Origin of the sequence: Arthrobacter sp. ISL-72 (assembly GCF_018613755.1) — a bacterium.
Lineage (GTDB): Bacteria > Actinomycetota > Actinomycetes > Actinomycetales > Micrococcaceae > Arthrobacter.
Map to the genome: position 1 here is coordinate 189,611 of NZ_JAGGPP010000001.1, position 19,514 is coordinate 209,124.

Consider the following 19,514-nt stretch of genomic DNA (forward strand, 5'->3'; position numbering starts at 1 on the left):
GCTGATGCCGTTCTGGGGCATTGCCAAGGAAGGTCTTCCATGACTCGTCACTCGCGCCCGCCCGGGCCCCCACCCACCCTTAACAGGAAATTCGCGGCTGCATTGGCAGCGGCCTGTGTCACTCCCCTGGCGTTGGGAGCCCTTGCCCTCCCAGCGTTTGCAGACCACACAGCCGTGCCGGAGGCCGTGGCGCTCGTAGGATCGCTGCAGTCCGAAATCGGCTGCCCCGGAGACTGGCAGCCGGAGTGCATCGCCAGCAGGCTACTGCCGGTGGCGGGATCCGCAACCCTGTACCAAGCCACCTTCGAGATCCCCGCAGGCACCTACGGCATGAAGGTTGCCCTCAACAATTCATGGGACGAGAACTACGGCACAGGCGGAGTGGCCGGAGGCGGCGACATCGTGCTCACCGCCCCGGGAGGACCCGTGACCTTCACCTACGACCACGCCAGCCACACCCTCAGCAACGACGTCCCGGATGCGCTGGGAGCCGATGCCGGGGCTCACTGGCTGACGGCGGACACCATCGCATGGCAAGCCCCCGCGGCCGAAGGAACCACGTACCGGCTTTATAGCGCTCCCGACGGCGGCCTGACCGTTGCTGACGGACAGATCACCGGAGGCACTTTCCTACCGCTCGAGCAGGATGCCGAAGCGCTGGAGGCCGGCCTGGCGGCCAAGTATCCCCATCTGGCTGGCCTCGCCTCCCTGCGGCTGGGGGAGGAGGACGCGCTCCGGGCCAAGGACCTGCTCAAAGGCCAGCTGCTCGTGGCCGCCATCGGGACGGACGGCAAGGTCACAGCCACTACCGGAGTCCAGATCCCCGGAGTCCTGGACATGCTCTACCAAGGAGCGGCGGAGCAGGAACTCGGACTGGCGTGGAAGGGCAAGCGCCCGGAGCTTTCCCTGTGGGCCCCCACGGCCCGCAGCGTCACCGTCCACACGTACGCCTCCGGATCCGGTGGCAGCCCCGTGTCCAGCAAGGCCATGAAACCCGCCAGGGACGGCGTCTGGTCCGTCACCGGGGACAAGGATTGGAACGGCACCTACTACCTGTACGAGGTAGAGGTCTTCGTCCCGGAAACCGGCAAGGTCGAGCGGAACCTCGTCACCGACCCCTACAGCGTTGGCCTTTCCGCCAACTCCGAACGCAGCCTTTTTGTGGACCTGGAGGACAAGTCCCTGGCACCGGACAACTGGGGCAAACTGAAGAAGCCGGAGCTCGGCAAGCCGGAGGACCTCTCCCTCTATGAGCTGCACGTGCGCGACTTCTCCATCACCGATGCGTCAGTTCCGGCCGAGCACCGTGGCACGTACAAGGCGTTTACTGACCCCGGCAGCAAAGGCATGAGTCGGATCCGGGAACTGGTGGACGCCGGGATGAATGCGGTCCACCTGCTGCCCGTCAACGACATCGGCACGATCGAGGAGCGCCGCAGCGAGCAGCGTGAACCGCTCTGTGACCTCGCTGCCCTTCCGTCCGATTCAGAGGAGCAGCAGGCCTGCGTGGCAGGGACGGCAGCCAAGGACGGCTTCAACTGGGGCTACGATCCCCTGCACTACACAACGCCTGAAGGCTCCTATTCCACCAACCCGGACGGAGCCACTCGGATCACCGAATTCCGCGGCATGGTGGCCGCACTCAACACCGCGGGGGCGCGGGTGATCCAGGACGTTGTCTACAATCACACCTCGAGTGCCGGCCAGTCCGGCAGCAACAACCTTGACCGGATTGTTCCGGGCTACTACCACCGCCTGAATGCCGCCACCGGATCCCTCGAGACGTCCACGTGCTGCGCCAACACGGCCACCGAGAACGCCATGATGGGCAAGCTCATGATCGATTCCCTGGTGACCCTGGCCAAGACTTACAAGCTGGACGGCTTCCGCTTTGACCTCATGGGGCACCACTCCAAGCAGAACATGCTGGACGTCAGGGCAGCCCTCGATAAGCTGACCCTGGCCAGGGACGGAGTGGACGGCAAGAACATCACCCTGTACGGCGAGGGCTGGAACTTCGGCGAAGTGGCCAACAACGCCAGGTTCGTCCAGGCCACCCAGGCGAACATGGCCGGAACGGGCATCGGCACGTTCAACGACCGCCTGCGCGACGCCGTCCGCGGCGGAAGCCCGTTCGACCCGGATCCGCGGGTTCAGGGATTCGCTTCCGGCCTTTTCACGGATCCCAACGGCTCCTCGGCCAACGGCACCCCCGAACAGCAAAAAGCCGCCCTGCTCCTCGCCCAGGACCTTGTGAAGGTGGGCCTGACCGGCAACCTGAAGGACTACTCCTTCATTGACCGCACGGGCGCGACCGTTACGGGTGCGGCGGTGCCGTACAACGGCGCCCCTGCCGGGTACGCGAGCGACCCGCAGGAGGCCGTCACTTACGTGGAAGCCCACGACAACGAGACGTTGTTCGACGCCCTTGCCCTGAAGCTTCCCCAACACACGGCAATGGCCGACCGGACACGGATGCAGACTCTCGCCCTCAGCACCACAGCCTTCGGCCAGGGCATCTCCTTCTGGCACGCCGGAGGCGAATCGCTGCGCAGCAAGTCCCTGGACCGCAACAGCTACGATTCCGGCGACTGGTTCAACGTCCTGGACCACACGGATGCCACCAACGGCTTCGGCCGTGGCTTGCCGCCCAAAACTGACAACGAGGACAAGTACGACTACATGCGCCCGTTGCTGGCAGACCCGGCGCAGAAGCCGGCTTCAGCGGAGATCGCGGAAGCCCGCGGCCGGGCGGCCGAATTGCTGCAGATCCGCAAGAGCACGCCGCTGTTCCACCTGGGCGAGGCCGGACTGGTCCAGCAGAAGGTCTCCTTCCCGGCCGGTGGCCCCGAACAGACCCCGGGCGTGGTGGTGATGCGCATTGACGATTCCGTCGGCACGGACGTGGACAAGAACCTGCGCGGCCTGGTGGTGGTCTTCAACGCCTCGGATGAGGCAGTGAACCAGACAGTTGCCGGGACGGCAGGGTCCGCTTACGCCCTCCACCCGATACAGGCAGCGGGCATCGACTCAGTGGTCAAGTCGGCCGTCCACGACCCGGCGACCGGAACCTTCACCGTGCCCGCCCGCACTGTGGCGGTGTTTCAGGACAAGTAAAATGTTCCAGGATGAGTAGCAGCTGCAGGGCGACGGGAAACCCGCGAGGCCCGGCAGCCGGATTAGGCTGGTGGCCATGGCAACCTCCCCGGTGGACCCGAACCCTGTGCTGCCCCTGGATGGCGCGGTCCAGCATCCGGCCGTAACGGCGGCTGTGGCGGAGCTGCGCGCCCGACTCGAATCAGGGCAGCGGATGCTGCTCGGCATCACCGGTTCGCCGGGTTCCGGCAAATCCACGTTCGCGGCCGGCCTGCACCGCCTATTCGGTGCAGGCGCGGCCGTGGTGGTGCCCATGGACGGATTCCATCTGGGCAACGCGATCATCGACGGCACCCCGCTGCGGCAGCGCAAGGGTGCACTCGACACCTTCGACGCCGGCGGTTACCTCTCGCTGCTGCGCCGGCTGGCGCTGCGGGACGAGCCCGTGGTCTACGCCCCTGATTTCCGCCGCCAGATCGACGAACCGGTGGCGGCTTCCATCGCCGTTCCGGCGTCCGTGCAGCTAGTGATCACCGAAGGGAATTACCTTTTGGTGGATCACCCCGTCTGGCGGCAGATTCGCGCGCAGCTCGACGAGGTCTGGTTTATGGACACTCCCGCGGACCTGCGCCTGCGGCGGCTGGTGGACCGGCATATGCACTTTGGCATGGACCGGTTAGCGGCGGAGGCATGGGCCGCGGGCTCGGATGAAGCCAACGCCCGGCTGGTCGAAACCACCCGCGCTGCCGCGGACCGAGTCATTCCCTGGACGTAACCAACAAGGAGAACCGTCATGACAACAGCAACTCCGGTCCACCTCGGCGACGGCCTCAACGTCAGCCCTCTGGGGTTCGGCGGAATGGCCCTCACTCCGGTCTACGGCGACGTCGACCAGAACGATGCCCTGCGCACCCTCCACCATGCGGTGGATGCCGGCGTCACGTTCATCGACACCGCGGATATTTACGGCGGCGGCAGCAACGAGGAGCTCATCGCCCGGTTGCTCAAGGAACGCAGGGATGAAGTGCAGCTGGCCACCAAGTTCGGGCTGGTGGGCACGCCCTCGGCGGGGTACACGGACATCCGGGGTGACCGCATCCACGTCCGGCAGGCGGTGGAGGCCAGCCTCAGGCGCCTGGGGACGGACACGATCGACCTCTACTACATGCACCGCCGCGACCTCCGCGTTCCGATTGTGGAAACGGTGGAGGCCATGGCGGAGCTGGTGCAGCAGGGCAAGGTCCGGCACCTCGGCCTGTCGGAAGTGACTGCGGAGGAACTGCGGGAGGCCAGCAGCATCCACCCCATCGCCGCCGTCCAGAGCGAGTGGTCGATCTGGAGCCGCGACGTGGAACGCAACGTTGTTCCCGCTGCTGCCGGGCTTGGCGTGGGCTTCGTGCCCTACTCGCCGCTGGGCCGCGGATTCCTGACCGGCACCGTGGACGCGTCGCAGCTGGGCAGCGACGACTTCCGCCGGAAGATTCCGCGCTTTGCCGAATCCGCCGCGGACGCCAACCAGGTGGTGGTGGCGGCGGTCCAGTCCGTCGCCGCTGAGCACTCCGTGGCAGGTCTCCCTGCGACCCCCGCCCAGGTGGCGCTTGCCTGGCTGCTCGCCCAGGGCAGGCGGCTCGGCCTGCCGGTGGTCCCCATCCCCGGCACCCGCAAGGCGGAACGGATTGACGAGAACCTCGGCGCACTGGGGCTCAACTTCACCCAGGCGCAGCTGGAGAAGCTCGACGCCGCCGCGGACGCCGTCGTCGGCTCCCGTTCAGCGGACCCCAACTGGGTGTCGCAGGGCCGCGAGTAGGGAGGGGCTTCAGGCTTCGCCGTTTTCGGTGATCCACCAGCCGATGGCCAATGGCAGCGCATACCAAATCGCCAGCGATGTGATCACCTCCAGCGCCGACGGCGCCTCGGGGCCACCCACCAGGGCGGCCCCGGCCGTGAGCGTGCTGAAGTAGCCGCTGGCGTCGGGCAGCAGCGTGAGGATGAGGCCGTTGCCCACCAGCGTGACCAGGATGACGGCGACGATCGCCAGGGCGGTCCGCCGGATGGCCGCAGCCAGGGCGACGCCGAACATGGTGCTCAACAGGCACGACACCACTCCCCGCGCGGTGGTCCCTGCGGCGTCGCGGAACACTTCGGGAGCGGCCGCGTTCCCCATCGCAGCCGCGGCGACTGCCGCGAGGAGCAGCAACACGAAAAGCTGCAAGGCGAGCGCGACGGCCGCGGCTGCCGTCACTTTCGCCCAGAACTGGCCGCTCCTGCCGCCGAGCAAAGGGTAGTACACGTGGGTGGTGCGGTGGGCGATGTCCGATGTCATTCCGAGGATCCCGATCAGGGGCATCGCCAGCGCCGTGAAGAGCCCGATGCTTCCCGCGAGCCCCGCGAAGGTCACCGCCGTGCCGTTGCTCTGGCTGAACAGGGCGAAGCCCACCACAAGGGCCGCGGCGACAGCGGTCAGGACGGCCAGGATAGCCAGGGAACTCCGGGTGTCCAGCAGCTTCCTGATCTCCACCCAGGTCAGCAGGGCGAAACTGATGCGGCGGCTCATGCGGTGGACTCCAAGGAGTTGTTTCGGCTGGCGAATTCGCCGGAGGTCAGGGCAAGGAATTTCTCTTCCAACGCCGATTCGGTGACGTTGGAGAGGTGAATGAGAGCCACCCGATGCTCCAGGCAGGCCAGGCCGATCTCTTCCGGCGGCGCTTCCACCAGGAAAGTGTCGCCATCGCGGCGGAACGGCCACTGCTGCTTCGAGCACACCTCCGCGAGCCGCCAAGGTTCCGCTGCTGCCACCCTGGTTCCGACGCCTGTGCTGAATTCGGCTACGCCGCCGGCGGCCACGATGCGGCCCCTGTCGATCATCACGATGTGGTCCGCCACAGCCTGCACGTCCCGGAGCAGATGACTCGACAGGAGCACCGTCCCGCCTTCAGAGGCGAAGTGCGTCAGGAAATTGCGCACCCACACGGCACCGTCCGCATCCAGCCCGTTGGTGGGTTCGTCCATGACTAGGAACTGCGGTTTTGCCAGGATGGCAAGGCCCAGGACCAGCCGCTGGCGCATGCCGAGGGACAGCGCCGCGACCCGCTTGCGCCGGACAGCAACCAGTCCGGTCAGGACGAGGACTTCGTCGATGTGGGCAGCGGGGAGCTCAAGGAGCAGGCCACTGAGCTTGAGGGTTTCCTGCACGGACCGTCCCGGATGCAGGGCGGTGGGATCCAGCACGAACCCGATGCAGCGTCCGGGGTTTTCCAGGTCACGACGCCGGCGCCCGGCGAAGAGGACTTCGCCGGCGTCCGCCCTGCTCAGACCGGCGGCGATACGGAGGGTTGTCGATTTTCCCGCACCGTTCGGGCCCAGAAACCCGGTGATGGAACCGGGCGGGCAGATGAAGCTCACCGAGTCCACCACCACCCGCCGCCCGTAGGACTTTGTGACGCCGATAAAGGCAATACCGGCTCCGGTTTCAGACTGCGACGCCAAAATAAGCGTTCCTCCCCTAGGAATCTTCTTAGCGGAAGCTACCACGGTTGCCCGGTTGCGCATTGCGTCGCTATGACTTGCGCCGCGGGAGGGCTTGGGTCCTGCCGGGGGTCGGCCCGGCTATGGGGTGGGTCCTGCCGGGGTGGACCGCGGGGTTTGCTGATTAAACGCAGAAACGCCGGCCCTCCGCATTCCGATACTGGAATCCGCAGAAAGCCGGCGGCCCTGCAAGAGCGTCAGCGCTCAACCTTCGTAGCTCAACTTCGTAGACTGATGCGCATGGAAACGCTCATTCATTCACTCCGCGACGTCACCATCCGCCGAATTTCCGTCAGCGAGATGGACAACAACGTTTACCTGCTCACCGCCAAGGAGTCCGGTGCGCAGTTGCTGATCGATGCCGCGGATGACCTGCCCGCCATCCAAACGATGCTCGCGGATGCGGCCGCGGACAGTTCAGCGCCGCCGAAGCTGGCGCTGATTGCCACCACGCACCAGCACTGGGACCACGTGCGGGCCCTGCCGGGGCTGGTGGAAGCCACCGGAGCGAAGACCGCCGCCGGAAAGGATGACGCCCCGGAGCTGCCGGTGAAGGTGGACGTGCTGCTGGACCACGGGGACGTGGGCAACTTCGACGGCTTCGATGTGACCGCCGTACATCTCCGTGGACACACTCCGGGTTCGGTCGCCCTGGTGTACCAGGACCCGGAAGGCCCTGCGTACATCTTCTCCGGGGACTCCCTTTTTCCGGGCGGCGTGGGCAACACCCAGAAGGATCCCGATCGGTTCAACCAGCTGATGACCGACGTGAGCGAGCGGCTGTTCGACGTGTACCCGGATGACACCGTGGTGCATCCGGGCCACGGCAAGCCCACCACCTTGGGTGCGGAGCGTCCGCACCTGGCGGAGTGGCGCGCCCGCGGCTGGTAGGCCGGCAGCTGCTAGTTAGCGGCCGCGGCGTTCGTTCGACGCCGGAGCCGACGCGCGGCGGGGGCCGCTGCGTGCCGGACGGCCTTCGCTGGAGCGGCCGTTGCCGCCGCCGGAGTAGGAACCGCCCGAGGTGCCGCCGGTGTTGGAGGACCAGACTGCAGCGTTGCCGCCTGCTGAGCCGGACTTGCTGCCGGCAGCGGCGCGCTGGCCCGTTGCCGGACGTCCGCTGCGCTGGCCACCCGTTGCTCCGCCGGTGCGGGGCGCGCCACCGCTGCGGGGTGCGCCACCGCGGGGTGCACTGGTGCGGGTTGCGCCGCCGCGGGCGTCGCCACGGCCGTCGGTCGCACGTGCGTCAGACCCGCGGCCGGCCGATGCACGGCCGCCTGCTGCGGGAACATCGTTGTGGTGCGAGTACGCCGTGGAACGGCCACGGCCGCGTGCATTGCGGCGCTCGGCGCGCTCGGCGTCGGCGCGGTCCTGGTTCTTCTCGGCAACGCGTTCAGCGGCGTTGCGGGCAGCGGCCTGGCCTTCATAGGCGACGGCGCGGCGCTCTGCGCGGGGAAGGTCCGTGCGGGGCGCCTCAGCCGAAACGCGTCCGCGTCCGCCACGTCCGCCGCGGCCGCCCGCGGTGGGTGCCGCCTGGCGGCGGGCGCGCTTGCGTTCGGCGTTGGCACCGGTGGAGGTGCCGCCGCCGTGCTGAGCGGCCTTCGCTGCGAGCAGTGCGGCGCGGGTGCGGGGATCGATCTTGTCGGCCATTTCGCCAACGAGTTCCGCAACCAGCGGGGAGTTGGCGGTGACGCGCTCGAAGTTGACCTCGACGCCGGCAGCCTTCATGAGCTTCTTGACGTCCGACTGCTGCTCGGGCAGGGTCAGCGTGACCACGGTGCCGTCCGAACCCGCACGGGCCGTACGGCCGGAGCGGTGCAGGTATGCCTTGTGCTCGGTGGGCGGGTCAACGTGGATGACCAGTTCGACGTCGTCCACGTGGACGCCGCGGGCTGCGACGTCGGTGGCCACCAGGACGCGGACGTCGCCGGAGGAGAACTCGGCGAGGTTGCGGTCACGGGCGTTCTGCGAGAGGTTGCCGTGCAGGTCGACGGCGGGAATGCCGGCGTCGGTCAGGGTCTTGGCCAGCTTGCGGGCGTGGTGCTTGGTGCGCATGAAGAGCACGCGGCGGCCGGAGCCCGAGGCGAGCTCGACGATCAGCTGCTTCTTGACGGTCTGGTCGTTGACCACCAGCACGTGGTGTTCCATGGTGGTCACCGCGGCCTGCGGGTCATCCACGGAGTGGGTCAGCGGGTTGGACAGGTAGCGCTGGACGATCTTGTCCACGCCGTTGTCCAGGGTGGCGGAGAACAGCAGGCGCTGGCCCTGGCTCGGGGTCATGTCCATGAGCTTCTTGACGACCGGCAGGAAGCCGAGGTCGGCCATGTGGTCGGCCTCATCCAGGACGGTGATCTCCACGGCCTCGAGGGTGAGGATGCGCTGGCGGATCAGGTCCTCCAGGCGGCCCGGGCAGGCGATGATAATGTCGACGCCGGCGCGCAGGGCCTTTTCCTGGCGCGCCTGGGAGATGCCGCCGTAGATCACGGTGGTGGTCAGGCCAGCGGCCTTGGCCAGCGGCTCGATGGTGGCGTTGATCTGGGTGGCCAGCTCGCGGGTGGGAGCCAGGACAAGGCCCATGGGACGGCCGGGCTTGCGGAAGTAGGCAGCTTCGCGTTCAGCGAGGCGGGCCACCAGCGGGATGGCGAAGGCGATGGTCTTGCCGGAGCCGGTGCGGCCGCGGCCCAGGACGTCGCGTCCGGCCAGGGTGTCAGGGAGGGTCTTCACCTGGATGGGGAACGGGGTTTCGATTCCCTGGGCGGTGAGGGTGTCGGCAAGGGCCTTGGGCGTGCCGAGGGCAGCAAAAGTAGTCATGTAGTCAAAGGTCTTTCAGGCGGTATCCATACGGATATCGGCCCCCGGCGCCGGTTGGGCCAAGGGTTCGCCGAAGAAAAGTCAGGTGATCAACCAGCCAGCTGCCACTTGCAGGACGGCGGCCGGGACCAAATGGAACGCGTTCATCGACGCAGGATGTGCCTCTCACATGAAAAAACCCACTCCCGCCGGTCTAAACCTTGGGGGATCCGGTTGACGAACCGAAGCCGGTCAACCGAACGCAAAGTGGGCATCACTGCACATCAAGTTTCACCAGTCTAGCATCCGGCGCGACCGCTCCGCGTTTCCGAGCCCGGGCAGGGCGTGCCGTGCGGACCCTGGCCGGCACCTGCGGCGCTTTTGAGCCCATACCACCCGGCTCCCCCGGGAGGACCGTGGAGCGCCCAACAACGGACTACACTTGATGCTTTGAGTCTCGACGTTTGTCGAGGGGCAAACGACACGGACGGCGCCCGATCCGCCCTTCCGGCAGACGAAGACAGGGAGGGCACGCCCTATACGCCCAGCGCGGCACCACGCCGGAGCACGCCCTTTCCCGGCCGGAAGCCGGCGGCGCCGCCAGACCCGCCGCCGTCGAAATTGGTCGATGCCACCCGGCCCGAGTAGCAACGGCCCGCGGCGGAAAGGCCGCAACCCGGCACCTAGTCTTAATCCACCCCCAACTGTTACCTCCGTCACAGTCGTGACGGCTCCGTGCGGACGGCGATGCACCCTGCCCCCAGGGCAGACCCCTGTAACACCGTCCGCCTGAGACAAGGAAAGAAGCACTGATGTCTGAACGCACCACCACGGTTGCCAGGAACACTGCAACGGAACAAACCAGCGGAGGCGGCCACAGCCAGGAACCGCACCTTGCCCGCGCACTCGGCAACCGCCACATCCAGCTGCTGGCCATTGGCGGCGCCATTGGTACGGGCCTGTTCATGGGTTCCGGCAAGACCATCTCCCTCGCCGGCCCGTCCGTCATCTTCGTCTACATGCTCATCGGCTTCATGCTGTTCTTCGTGATGCGGGCCATGGGCGAAATCCTGCTTTCCAACCTCAACTACAAGTCCTTCAGCGACTTCGCCGGTGACCTCCTGGGCCCATGGGCCGGGTTCTTCACCGGCTGGTCCTACTGGTTCTTCTGGGTTGTCACCGGCGTGGCGGACATCGTCGCCATTGCCGGGTACGTCGACAAGCTCGCGCCCGGAACCCCGTTGTGGATCCCCGCACTCATCACCCCCGTTGTGCTGATCCTGCTGAACCTCCCCACGGTCAAGGCCTTCGGTGAAGCCGAGTTCTGGTTCGCCATCATCAAGGTGGTTGCCATCCTGGCGCTGATCGCCACCGGCGTCGTGATGATCGCAACGAACTTCACCTCCCCCAACGGTGCGGTGGCCAGCCTCGCCAACGTGTGGAACGACGGCGGCATGTTCCCGCACGGCATGTTCGGTTTCATCCTCGGCTTCCAGATCGCCATCTTCGCCTTCGCCGGCATCGAACTGGTGGGCACCGCGGCCGCTGAAACGAAGGACCCGGAGAAGAACCTGCCGCGCGCCATCAACTCGATCCCCATCCGCGTCCTGCTCTTCTACGTAGGCGCCCTGGTGGTCATCATGGCGGTCAACCCGTGGCGCAGCATCGACGCCGCCAGCAGCCCGTTCATCGGCATGTTCACCCTGGCCGGTCTGGGCATCGCCGCTGTGGTGATCAACCTGGTGGTCCTCACCTCCGCGGCTTCCAGCGCCAACTCGGGCATCTACTCGACGTCGCGCATGGTTTACGGCCTGGCCCAGGACGGCAACGCACCGAAGGCCTTCGGCAAGCTGAGCGTCCGCAAGGTTCCGCAAAACGCCCTGCTGTTCTCCTGCATCTTCCTGCTGGCCGGACTGGTGCTGCTGTACTCGGGCGATTCCGTCATCGGCGCCTTCACGGTGGTCACCTCGGTTGCCTCGGTGCTCACCATGTTCGTCTGGTCCATGATCCTGATCAGCTACATCGTGTTCCGCCGCCGCCGGCCCGAACTGCACGCTGTGTCCGCTTTCAAGATGCCCGGCGGCGCTTTCATGCCGTACGTGGTGCTCGCCTTCTTCGTCTTTATGCTCGTGGCGCTGGCCCAGGCGGAGGACACCCGCCTTGCCCTGGTGGTTGCTCCCCTCTGGTTCCTGATTCTGGGCGCAGCCTGGTACTTCAACCGGAAGAGCCCGCTCCAGCAGGCACGGATTGAAGAGTGGAAGGCCGTAACGGCCGCAGGCAAGGTCACCTCTACCGACAAGACCGCTGCCCTGAGCTAGGATTCCGGTCCGGCCAGGGCTTCCTGCGGGCGGCAACGCGCGGCGCAACAACCACAGCGACGACGGCGATGGCGGCCGTGAGGGCGAACACTCCTGCGAAGGAAGCGCCCGAAACCCCGCCCGCCGTCGTCGTTGCCGTTGCCGTTATCGATAAGGAACTGAACACGATCCCGGTGGTGGCCAGGGCCAGCGCGCCGCCGAGGGAGTCCGCAATGGACATGGCCGAGCTGTTGAACCCCTCGGTGTCCGGCGTGGACAGGGCCAGGGTCATCACGCTGAGGCGCGGGTACATCAGGCCCATGCCGCCGCCGGCCGAAATCCAGCCGGCAATCGCGACGACGGCAGGCCAGCCCAGGACGGTGGTCACCAGGGCAAGGACGACGGCGGCAAGCACCATCGCCGATCCGATCCGCATGGCGCGGACGTGGCTGAGCTTGGTGCCGAGCCGGCCTTGGACAGCGGACGCGCCGGCCCAGGCCAGCGCCCCGAACGTCAGGGTCAGCCCGGCGAAGGTAGGTGAATAGTCGTACCGCTCCACCAGGAGGTACGGCAGGTACACCTCGGCCCCGAAGAACGCCGCCGAGACCAAACCGCGGGCCAGGATGACGCTCGGCAGCCCGCGTCGGGCCAGCAGGGTGCCGGGCGGCACCAGCGGCCGCACCGCTATCACGGCGATCACGACGGCGGCCGTGGCCAGCGCGCCGCCGGCCACCGGAACGTGTGAGGAAAGGTTCAGGCCCAGGACGGCGAGCGCCGCGAGGGCAGCCCACGCCAGCCGGCCGTAGGACCCCCGCTTCTCATTCGCACTGGACTCGGGGCCGTCGGCCTTTGCCGGGGCAGGTCGCAGCCCGCGCAGGGCCGGCACGATCATCAGGAGGGCCGGCACCACCAGCCCCACCACGCCCAGGAACACCCAGTGCCAGCTGGCGGCCTGCGCCACGATGCCGGCGGCGAAGGGCCCCACAAGCGACGGAATGACCCACGCTGCGGAGAAGGCGGCGAAGATCTTCGGGTGCAGCACGGGAGGGTAGACACGCGCCACCACGACGTACAGGGCCACCGTCATGGCGCCGCCGCCCAGGCCCTGCACCAGGCGCCCGGCCACCAGGACCGCCATGCTTCCTGCCGTGCCTGCGATCAGCAGGCCCAGCACGAACATCGCAACGGAGGCGTAGAGCGGCCCCACAGGTCCCCGCCGGTCGGACCAGTTGCCGGCAGCCACCATGCCGATCACGCCCGTGGCCAGCGGCCCTGCAAAGGCCAGGGCGTACAGCCCGGCACCGTTAAGTTCCCGGCTGACCAGCGGCATGATGGTGGTGACCGCCAGGGACTCGAAGGCAGCCAGGAAAACCAAGGCGCACGCGCCGGACATCACCAGCAGGTAGTGGCGGTGCAGGATTCCTGCGGCCTCGGGGGCGGAGGCGGGGGCGCTTCGTTGCACGGTGGTGGCCTGATCGGTAGTCATGGGCATCGCCCGGGCTTACCTGCCCGAGTGTAATGCCTGGCCTACCGGGTGGGCGCCTACCGGACGCCTGCCGGACGTCCGCGGACGCCTGCGGCGCGCAACAGGAGGGACACGGTTAAGCGGCTACCCCTCCAGCCCGAGCCCGACCGCCGGAACAACTGCCCCGCTGGCCGTCGAGTCCGGATTGAGCATCCACCCCACCCTCTTGGCCGCGCTCAGGACCACGACGCTTTCGGCCAGTTCCAGCCCGGGAATCCGCTGCTGGAGGGCGAGTTCGGCGTTCATCACGTCGGCCAGCGAATGCAGCCACATCACGATCACGAAGTTGGTTCGGCCGGTGGTCGATGCGGCAAGCCGGACGTTGCGGAAGCTGCGCAGCTCAGCCGCAGCGGCCTCGTGCCCGCCGGGCGGAACGTTGGCGAACCACTGGCACGTAACCGGGTAGCCCGAATATTGCTGTGCGATCTCGCAGCGGAAGGACAGCAGACCGCTGGACAGCACCCGGTTCAGCTGCCGCTGGACGGTGGCCGGGTTGCGGCCCAGGCTCCGGGCGATCTCCGCCGCCGTCGCCCTGCCGTCCTGCGCGAGGAACGGAACCAGGTCCAGGTGGCTCTGCGGCAGCGGCGCACCCGGCACGGCGGGCGGCGCCGTGCCGGACGCCTCGGGCCCGGCGAATGCTTTGAGGGCGTTCTGCTGGGCCTTGTCCAGGACATTGAGGCGCCAGGCATAGCCGCCCACATGCAGCCGCGTGCAGAGGGACGTCCGGTATTTGAGGAGGCCGGGGATCTCCTTGAGCTGCGGCACCACGGCGTCGCTGAAGCGGCCAAGCGTCGGCGTGATGACCGTCAGCATCAGGTCGCGGTTGCTGGCGGCTTCCTCCACCGTGACCACTTCCGGGATGGCTGCGAGGGCCGCCGTGACGTCGGCGCGCTGGCGCATCTCGCAGTCCACGTCCACCAGTGCGAGGCACATCTGTTTGGGATCGCCGATCAGGTGAGCCGTGGTCCAAGCGGCGCCGGATGCCCGCAACCGGTCCCAGCGGGCAGCCAGCGTGGTGGCGTGCACGCCCAGGATGCCGGCTGCATCGGACCAGCTGATCCGGGGTGCGATCTGCAGCGCGTTGATGAGGTGGAGATCGTCTTCGCTAACGTCCAACTGGCCATCCTTCCTCTCCAATGCGCGAATCCTGCGAAAACCATCATACTTTTGAATTTTTCGGGCCATTTGCTTCCCTGTGAATCAGCTCACTCCACAATGGATGGCAGGTCACTTACCAATCGTTCGGAAAGTAGGAGTGCAATGTCTATCGCCGCCGATGCCAAGGAACTGCAAGGCGAAATTGCCCGGTTCCGCCATGAGCTTCATCGGGAGCCCGAGATCGGCCTGGACCTTCCCCGCACCCAGGAAAAAGTCCTCAAGGAGCTGGACGGACTGCCCTACGAAATCACCCTCGGGGAAAGCACGACGTCGGTCACCGCGGTCCTGCGCGGCGGCGCACCGCACGCTTCGTCCCGGAAGCCGGCGGTCCTGCTGCGCGCGGACATGGATGGCCTGCCCGTCCAGGAACGCACCGGCGTCGACTACACCTCACGCATTGACGGTGCCATGCACGCTTGCGGCCACGACCTCCACACCTCCATGCTTGCCGGCGCCGCCCGCCTCCTGGCCGAACGCCAGGACCAGCTGGCGGGGGACGTTGTCCTGATGTTCCAGCCCGGCGAGGAAGGCTTCGACGGGGCCTCCCACATGATCCGCGAAGGCGTCCTGGATGCCGCCGGCCGCCGGGTGGACGCCGCCTACGCCATGCACGTGTTCTCCGCACTGGAGCCGTACGCCCAGTTCTGCACCAAGCCGGGCGTCATGCTGAGTGCCTCGGACGGACTCTTTGTCACGGTCCTTGGTGCCGGCGGCCACGGCTCCGCGCCGCACTCGGCCAAGGACCCGGTCACCGCCGTCGCGGAAATGGTGACGGCCCTGCAGGTGATGATCACGCGGCAGTTCAACATGTTCGATCCCGTGGTCCTCACCGTCGGCCTCCTGCAGGCCGGCACCAAGCGCAACGTCATCCCCGAATCCGCGCGCTTCGAAGCCACCATCCGAACCTTCTCGGATGAATCCCGGGAACGGATGATGACCGCCATCCCGGTCCTCCTCAAGGGCATTGCCGCAGCGCACGGCCTGGAGGTGGACGTCGACTACCGCTCGGAGTATCCGCTCAGCGTCACGGACGAGGACGAGACGCACACAGCCGAGAAGACCATCCGGAACCTGTTTGGGGATTCACGCCTCACCCGCTGGGCCACCCCGCTCAGCGGCTCGGAGGACTTCTCCCGGGTGATGGCGGAGGTGCCCGGCACCTTCATCGGGCTCAGTGCCGTTGCCCCGGGCGCGGACCACACGTCCACCCCGTTCAACCACTCCCCGTACGCCACTTTCGACGACGGCGTCCTCTCCGACGGTGCAGCCCTGTACGCCGAGCTCGCCGTTTCCCGTATCGCAGCCCTTGCGGCTGCGGGCAACTGACCTCCCACCAATCTTTGGAGCATCACATGACTTCAACCGTAGGCACCCCCGCCAAGGTCCAGGTTCACAAGTCCCACCTGCGGACCCTCATCGGCACCGGCATCGGCAACGCCGTGGAATGGTACGACTGGGCCATTTACGCAACCTTCGCCCCGTTCATCGCCAGCCAGCTCTTCAGCAGCGCCGACCCGACGTCCGCCGTCCTGTCCACACTGGCGATCTTCGCCGTCGGCTTCGTGGCCCGTCCCTTCGGCGGCTTCGTCTTCGGGTGGATCGGGGACCGGATCGGCCGCAAAACGTCCATGACCTTCGCAGTGGGTCTCGCTGCCCTCGGCAGCCTGCTGATCGGCATCGCCCCGACCTTCGAGGCCGTCGGCGCATTTGCCTCCCTGCTGCTGCTGGTTGCCCGCCTCATCCAGGGCCTGGCCCACGGCGGCGAGCTCCCGTCGTCGCAGACGTACCTGTCCGAGATGGCCCCGAAGGAAAAACGCGGCTTCTGGGCGACGCTGATCTACACCTCCGGCACCGCCGGCATCCTGGCAGGCACCCTGCTCGGCGCCATCCTGACGGGTATGCTCAGCAAGGCGGACATGAACGCCTGGGGTTGGCGCATCCCGTTCCTGATCGGCGGAGCCCTGGGCATCTACGCCCTGGTCATGCGGGCGCGCATGAAGGAAACCGGGGCCTTCGAAGCCGAGACCCCCAAAGAGAAGCACCAGCCCATGTGGCCGCAGATCTGGCGGCACCGCAAGCAGGCCCTGCAGGTCATCGGCCTGACTGTGGGCCTCACAGTGAGCTACTACATCTGGGGCGTGGTAACTCCGAGCTACGCCGCAACAGCGCTCAAGATGGACCGCGGTGAAGCCCTGTGGGCCGGTGTCATCGCCAACATCGTCTTCATCGCCGCGCTGCCGTTCTGGGGCAAGCTGTCCGATCGCATCGGCCGCAAGCCGGTCCTGATCATGGGCTCCGCCGGGGCAGCCCTGCTGCACTTCCCGATGACCTGGCTCCTGAAGGACTCCCCCTGGCAGCTGGCCGTCTCGATGTCAGTGATGCTGTTCTTCATTGCAGCCAGCGCCGCCATCGTTCCTGCTGTTTACGCGGAGCTCTTCCCCACCAAGATCCGCACGGTCGGGGTGGGCGTCCCCTATTCCATCTGCGTCGCAGTCTTCGGCGGCACGGCCCCCTACCTGCAGACCTGGCTCGGCACGGTCGGACAGGCGAGCCTGTTCAACGTCTACGCGGTCCTCCTGCTGCTGATTGGCATCGCGTTCGTCTTCACCATCCCGGAGACCAAGGGCAAGGACCTGACCCACTAAGTCTTTCGAGACAAGGACTAAGGGCCGGGCGGCTTGGCCGCCCGGCCCTTAGCTGTTGAACATTTAGCTGGTGGCGGCCTTTAGCTGTTGACCCGTGTGGGAGAATCAAGCCATGCGCGCACCGTATGTACATGAGGCCGCCGTGCGCATGATTCCCAACGGCGATCTCGGAGCCCCTGGCGGTGCCGTCACCCTGGAATTATGCGGCGGCTGGGACCACCCGGCGCCCTGCCCCTTGGCCGCCCACCACACCCGGGCCAGCAGGGACGGCGGAACGGTTCTGCTGAGGGTAGTGTTCGCCACGGAGCCGGAACACGAATCCGAGGTGCGGCGCCGGATAGAACGGGCTCTGCGCAAGGGGACCGTCACGGCTCCTGACGGCGTGGTCAGTCATTGGAAGTTCCTCGGGACCGCCGCCGGAGAGCTGACGCCGGCCGAGGCCGATCACGCCCTGCGAATCGCCTCAACCTAGGAGTCCCCGGCGGGATCTGCATACAATCGAGCGACAGCAACCTACCAAGGGAACCATGAAGAAACTCACCACGGCCCTGCTCGCCGCCGGGCTCATCCTCTCCGCGTCCGCCTGCTCCGCACCGGCGCAACTGACCACCGCAGAAACCTGCGACCGGCTCAAGATCGTTGTGTCCGACCCCAGCGCCAGCGCCGGCAGGACCGGAATGGTCATCCTGGGCAACAAGCTCCGCCCCATCGTGGCCGGTGCTTCCGATGAACTCAAGCCCGCCGTGCAGGCGATCCTGGATTACGCGGACGAATCCGCGAAGGAATCCCCCGACGCCGCAAAGGTGGCCCAGCTTCAGGCCGATTACCAAAAAGCCGGAGCCACCTTCGGGCAGCTCTGCAACTAATCTTCTCCGTTTCTCCGTGGCGGGCCGGTGAGACTCCGGCCCGCCACGCGTTTAACCCATGGAACGCTCCCCCCACTGGAGTTTTTGTCCATTTATCGCGACTTGGAGTGCCTCCAAAGCACGTTATCTGGACAAAAACTCAAGGGCTTCAGCAGGTTGAGGCGCTGCGGCCGTCGGGTCGAAAAGCGGATGGAAAAGTACGACGACGGCCGTTACGTCAGGTGACGCCCGGATACCTGGCAGCCCCGCCAGCCGCCTGATCAGGGGCTCTGGATGACGTCCTGAGTCACTGCGTGAACGCCAATGAACGCGCGCGTCGAGAACCGTTGATACCGGCGGAAGCCGGACCGTAATCTCAGTCCCACGCACCGCAATCCACGTTCGCAATCGTGAAGGAATCCCCATGTCGTCGCATCAGAACCCCGAAGGATCCACCCGCATCGTTGCGGGCCAAGCCCCCAAGGCCAAACGCAAGCGCGCCCTTGGCATCGGCATCGCCGCAGGCCTCGTCGCCCTGATCGCCGGAGGGGCGGTCGTGGCGTCTTCGCTGGCCGGCAACACCGGATCCCAGCCGGTTGCGGCCGTGACCGGCACCCCTGCCCCAGAGTTGAAGCTGGGCTATTTCGGCAATGTCACGCACGCCCCGGCCCTCGTGGGAGTCAAGCAGGGCTTCATCGCCAAGAACCTGGGCGAAACCAAACTCAGCACGCAGGTTTTCAACGCCGGGCCCGCCGCGATCGAGGCGCTGAATGCCGGCGCGATCGACGCGGCATACATCGGTCCGAACCCGGCCATCAACTCGTTCGTCAAGAGCCAGGGCGAGTCCGTGAGCATCATCGCCGGCGCCGCGGCCGGCGGGGCGCAGCTGGTGGTGAAGCCCGGGATTGCTTCGGCGGCGGATTTGAAGGGCAAGACCCTGGCCTCGCCGCAGCTGGGCGGCACGCAGGACGTGGCGCTCCGGGCCTGGCTCGCGGGGCAGGGCTACAAGACCAATACCGATGGCAGCGGCGACGTGGCCATCAACCCGACTGAGAACGCGCAGACCCTGAAGCTGTTCCAGGACGGCAAGCTCGACGGCGCGTGGCTGCCTGAGCCGTGGGCGTCCCGGCTGGTTTTGCAGGCCGGCGCGAAGGTCCTGGTGGACGAGAAGGACCTGTGGGACGGATCCCTGACGGGCAAGCCGGGCGAGTTCCCCACCACCATCCTGACCGTGAACAAGAAGTTTGCCGCCGAGCACCCGGACACCGTCAAGGCACTCCTCAAGGGCCACGCCGAAGCCGTGAAATGGCTCAACGACGCCGCCCCCGGCGAGAAATCGACCGTCATCAACGCGGCCCTGAAGGACGCGTCCGGCGCGGAATTGAAGCCGGACATCGTCGAGCGCTCGCTGAAGAACATCATCTTCACGGTGGATCCGCTGGCCGGAACCTACAAGAAGCTGCTGCAGGACGGCGTCGACGCCGGCACCACCAAGCAGGCGGACATCAACGGCATCTTCGACCTCACCGCCCTGAACAGCGTCACCGCTGAGGCCGGCGGCAGCAAGGTCAGTGCTGCCGGCCTCGGCAAGGACTAAGCGGCTGCGGATGGAGCACTGAGCGCGGGCGGGTACTCA

The 19,514-nt window shown here is 66.9% G+C and carries 15 protein-coding genes; 10 read left to right on the plus strand and 5 right to left on the minus strand.

The window, feature by feature from the left end; translation table 11 throughout:
• Positions 1-39 precede the first annotated feature (39 nt).
• The 3 genes from pulA to J7I92_RS00950 all read left to right on the plus strand — a co-directional run bounded on the left by pulA (position 40) and on the right by J7I92_RS00950 (position 4,903).
• Positions 40-3,117, plus strand: a complete 3,078-nt coding sequence (gene pulA, locus J7I92_RS00940; protein ID WP_214836070.1) for a pullulanase-type alpha-1,6-glucosidase — start codon at positions 40-42, stop codon at positions 3,115-3,117.
• A gap of 76 nt (positions 3,118-3,193) precedes the next feature.
• Positions 3,194-3,871: a nucleoside/nucleotide kinase family protein gene (locus J7I92_RS00945; protein ID WP_214836073.1), complete on the plus strand. Its 678-nt coding sequence runs from the start codon at positions 3,194-3,196 to the stop codon at positions 3,869-3,871.
• Between the two features lie 18 nt (positions 3,872-3,889).
• Positions 3,890-4,903 carry an aldo/keto reductase gene (locus J7I92_RS00950; protein WP_214836076.1) on the plus strand — a complete coding sequence of 338 codons (1,014 nt, stop codon included), beginning with the start codon at positions 3,890-3,892 and terminating at the stop codon, positions 4,901-4,903.
• A 9-nt stretch (positions 4,904-4,912) separates the two neighbouring features.
• On the opposite strand, the gene J7I92_RS00955 is transcribed toward J7I92_RS00950, so the two are convergent.
• Together J7I92_RS00955 and J7I92_RS00960 are read right to left on the minus strand one after the other, a co-directional pair.
• Positions 4,913-5,650, minus strand: a complete 738-nt coding sequence (locus J7I92_RS00955; protein WP_214836079.1) for a hypothetical protein — start codon at positions 5,648-5,650, stop codon at positions 4,913-4,915.
• A complete protein-coding gene (locus J7I92_RS00960; RefSeq protein WP_214836082.1) occupies positions 5,647-6,582 on the minus strand; it encodes an ABC transporter ATP-binding protein in 936 nt (311 codons plus the stop codon). The genes J7I92_RS00955 and J7I92_RS00960 overlap by 4 nt, the downstream gene beginning before the upstream one ends.
• Before the next feature lie 279 nt (positions 6,583-6,861).
• On the opposite strand from J7I92_RS00960, the gene J7I92_RS00965 reads away from it, so the two are divergent.
• Complete coding sequence (locus tag J7I92_RS00965) at positions 6,862-7,512, plus strand: MBL fold metallo-hydrolase (RefSeq protein ID WP_214836085.1); 651 nt, start codon at positions 6,862-6,864, stop codon at positions 7,510-7,512.
• A 15-nt stretch (positions 7,513-7,527) separates the two neighbouring features.
• On the opposite strand, the gene J7I92_RS00970 is transcribed toward J7I92_RS00965, so the two are convergent.
• Positions 7,528-9,429 carry a DEAD/DEAH box helicase gene (locus tag J7I92_RS00970; protein ID WP_214836087.1) on the minus strand — a complete coding sequence of 634 codons (1,902 nt, stop codon included), beginning with the start codon at positions 9,427-9,429 and terminating at the stop codon, positions 7,528-7,530.
• 791 nt (positions 9,430-10,220) lie between these two features.
• Here J7I92_RS00970 and cycA point away from each other — a divergent pair.
• Positions 10,221-11,726, plus strand: a complete 1,506-nt coding sequence (cycA, locus tag J7I92_RS00975) for a D-serine/D-alanine/glycine transporter (protein ID WP_214836090.1) — start codon at positions 10,221-10,223, stop codon at positions 11,724-11,726.
• Here cycA and J7I92_RS00980 read toward each other — a convergent pair.
• Positions 11,698-13,191, minus strand: coding sequence for an MFS transporter (locus tag J7I92_RS00980; RefSeq protein ID WP_214836093.1), 1,494 nt, complete (start codon positions 13,189-13,191; stop codon positions 11,698-11,700). The genes cycA and J7I92_RS00980 overlap by 29 nt on opposite strands.
• A gap of 123 nt (positions 13,192-13,314) precedes the next feature.
• Positions 13,315-14,346 carry an Lrp/AsnC family transcriptional regulator gene (locus J7I92_RS00985; protein ID WP_214836096.1) on the minus strand — a complete coding sequence of 344 codons (1,032 nt, stop codon included), beginning with the start codon at positions 14,344-14,346 and terminating at the stop codon, positions 13,315-13,317.
• A gap of 144 nt (positions 14,347-14,490) precedes the next feature.
• On the opposite strand from J7I92_RS00985, the gene J7I92_RS00990 reads away from it, so the two are divergent.
• The 5 genes from J7I92_RS00990 (at position 14,491) to J7I92_RS01010 (ending at position 19,475) form a co-directional block, all read left to right on the plus strand.
• A complete protein-coding gene (locus J7I92_RS00990) occupies positions 14,491-15,714 on the plus strand; it encodes a M20 family metallopeptidase (RefSeq protein ID WP_214836099.1) in 1,224 nt (407 codons plus the stop codon).
• Between the two features lie 26 nt (positions 15,715-15,740).
• Positions 15,741-17,033: an MFS transporter gene (locus J7I92_RS00995; RefSeq protein ID WP_214836102.1), complete on the plus strand. Its 1,293-nt coding sequence runs from the start codon at positions 15,741-15,743 to the stop codon at positions 17,031-17,033.
• Positions 17,034-17,145: 112 nt separating this feature from the next.
• Positions 17,146-17,505, plus strand: coding sequence for a hypothetical protein (locus J7I92_RS01000; RefSeq protein WP_214836105.1), 360 nt, complete (start codon positions 17,146-17,148; stop codon positions 17,503-17,505).
• A 55-nt stretch (positions 17,506-17,560) separates the two neighbouring features.
• Positions 17,561-17,899: a hypothetical protein gene (locus tag J7I92_RS01005; RefSeq protein ID WP_214836108.1), complete on the plus strand. Its 339-nt coding sequence runs from the start codon at positions 17,561-17,563 to the stop codon at positions 17,897-17,899.
• Between the two features lie 403 nt (positions 17,900-18,302).
• Positions 18,303-19,475: an ABC transporter substrate-binding protein gene (locus J7I92_RS01010; protein ID WP_214836111.1), complete on the plus strand. Its 1,173-nt coding sequence runs from the start codon at positions 18,303-18,305 to the stop codon at positions 19,473-19,475.
• Positions 19,476-19,514 lie beyond the last annotated feature (39 nt).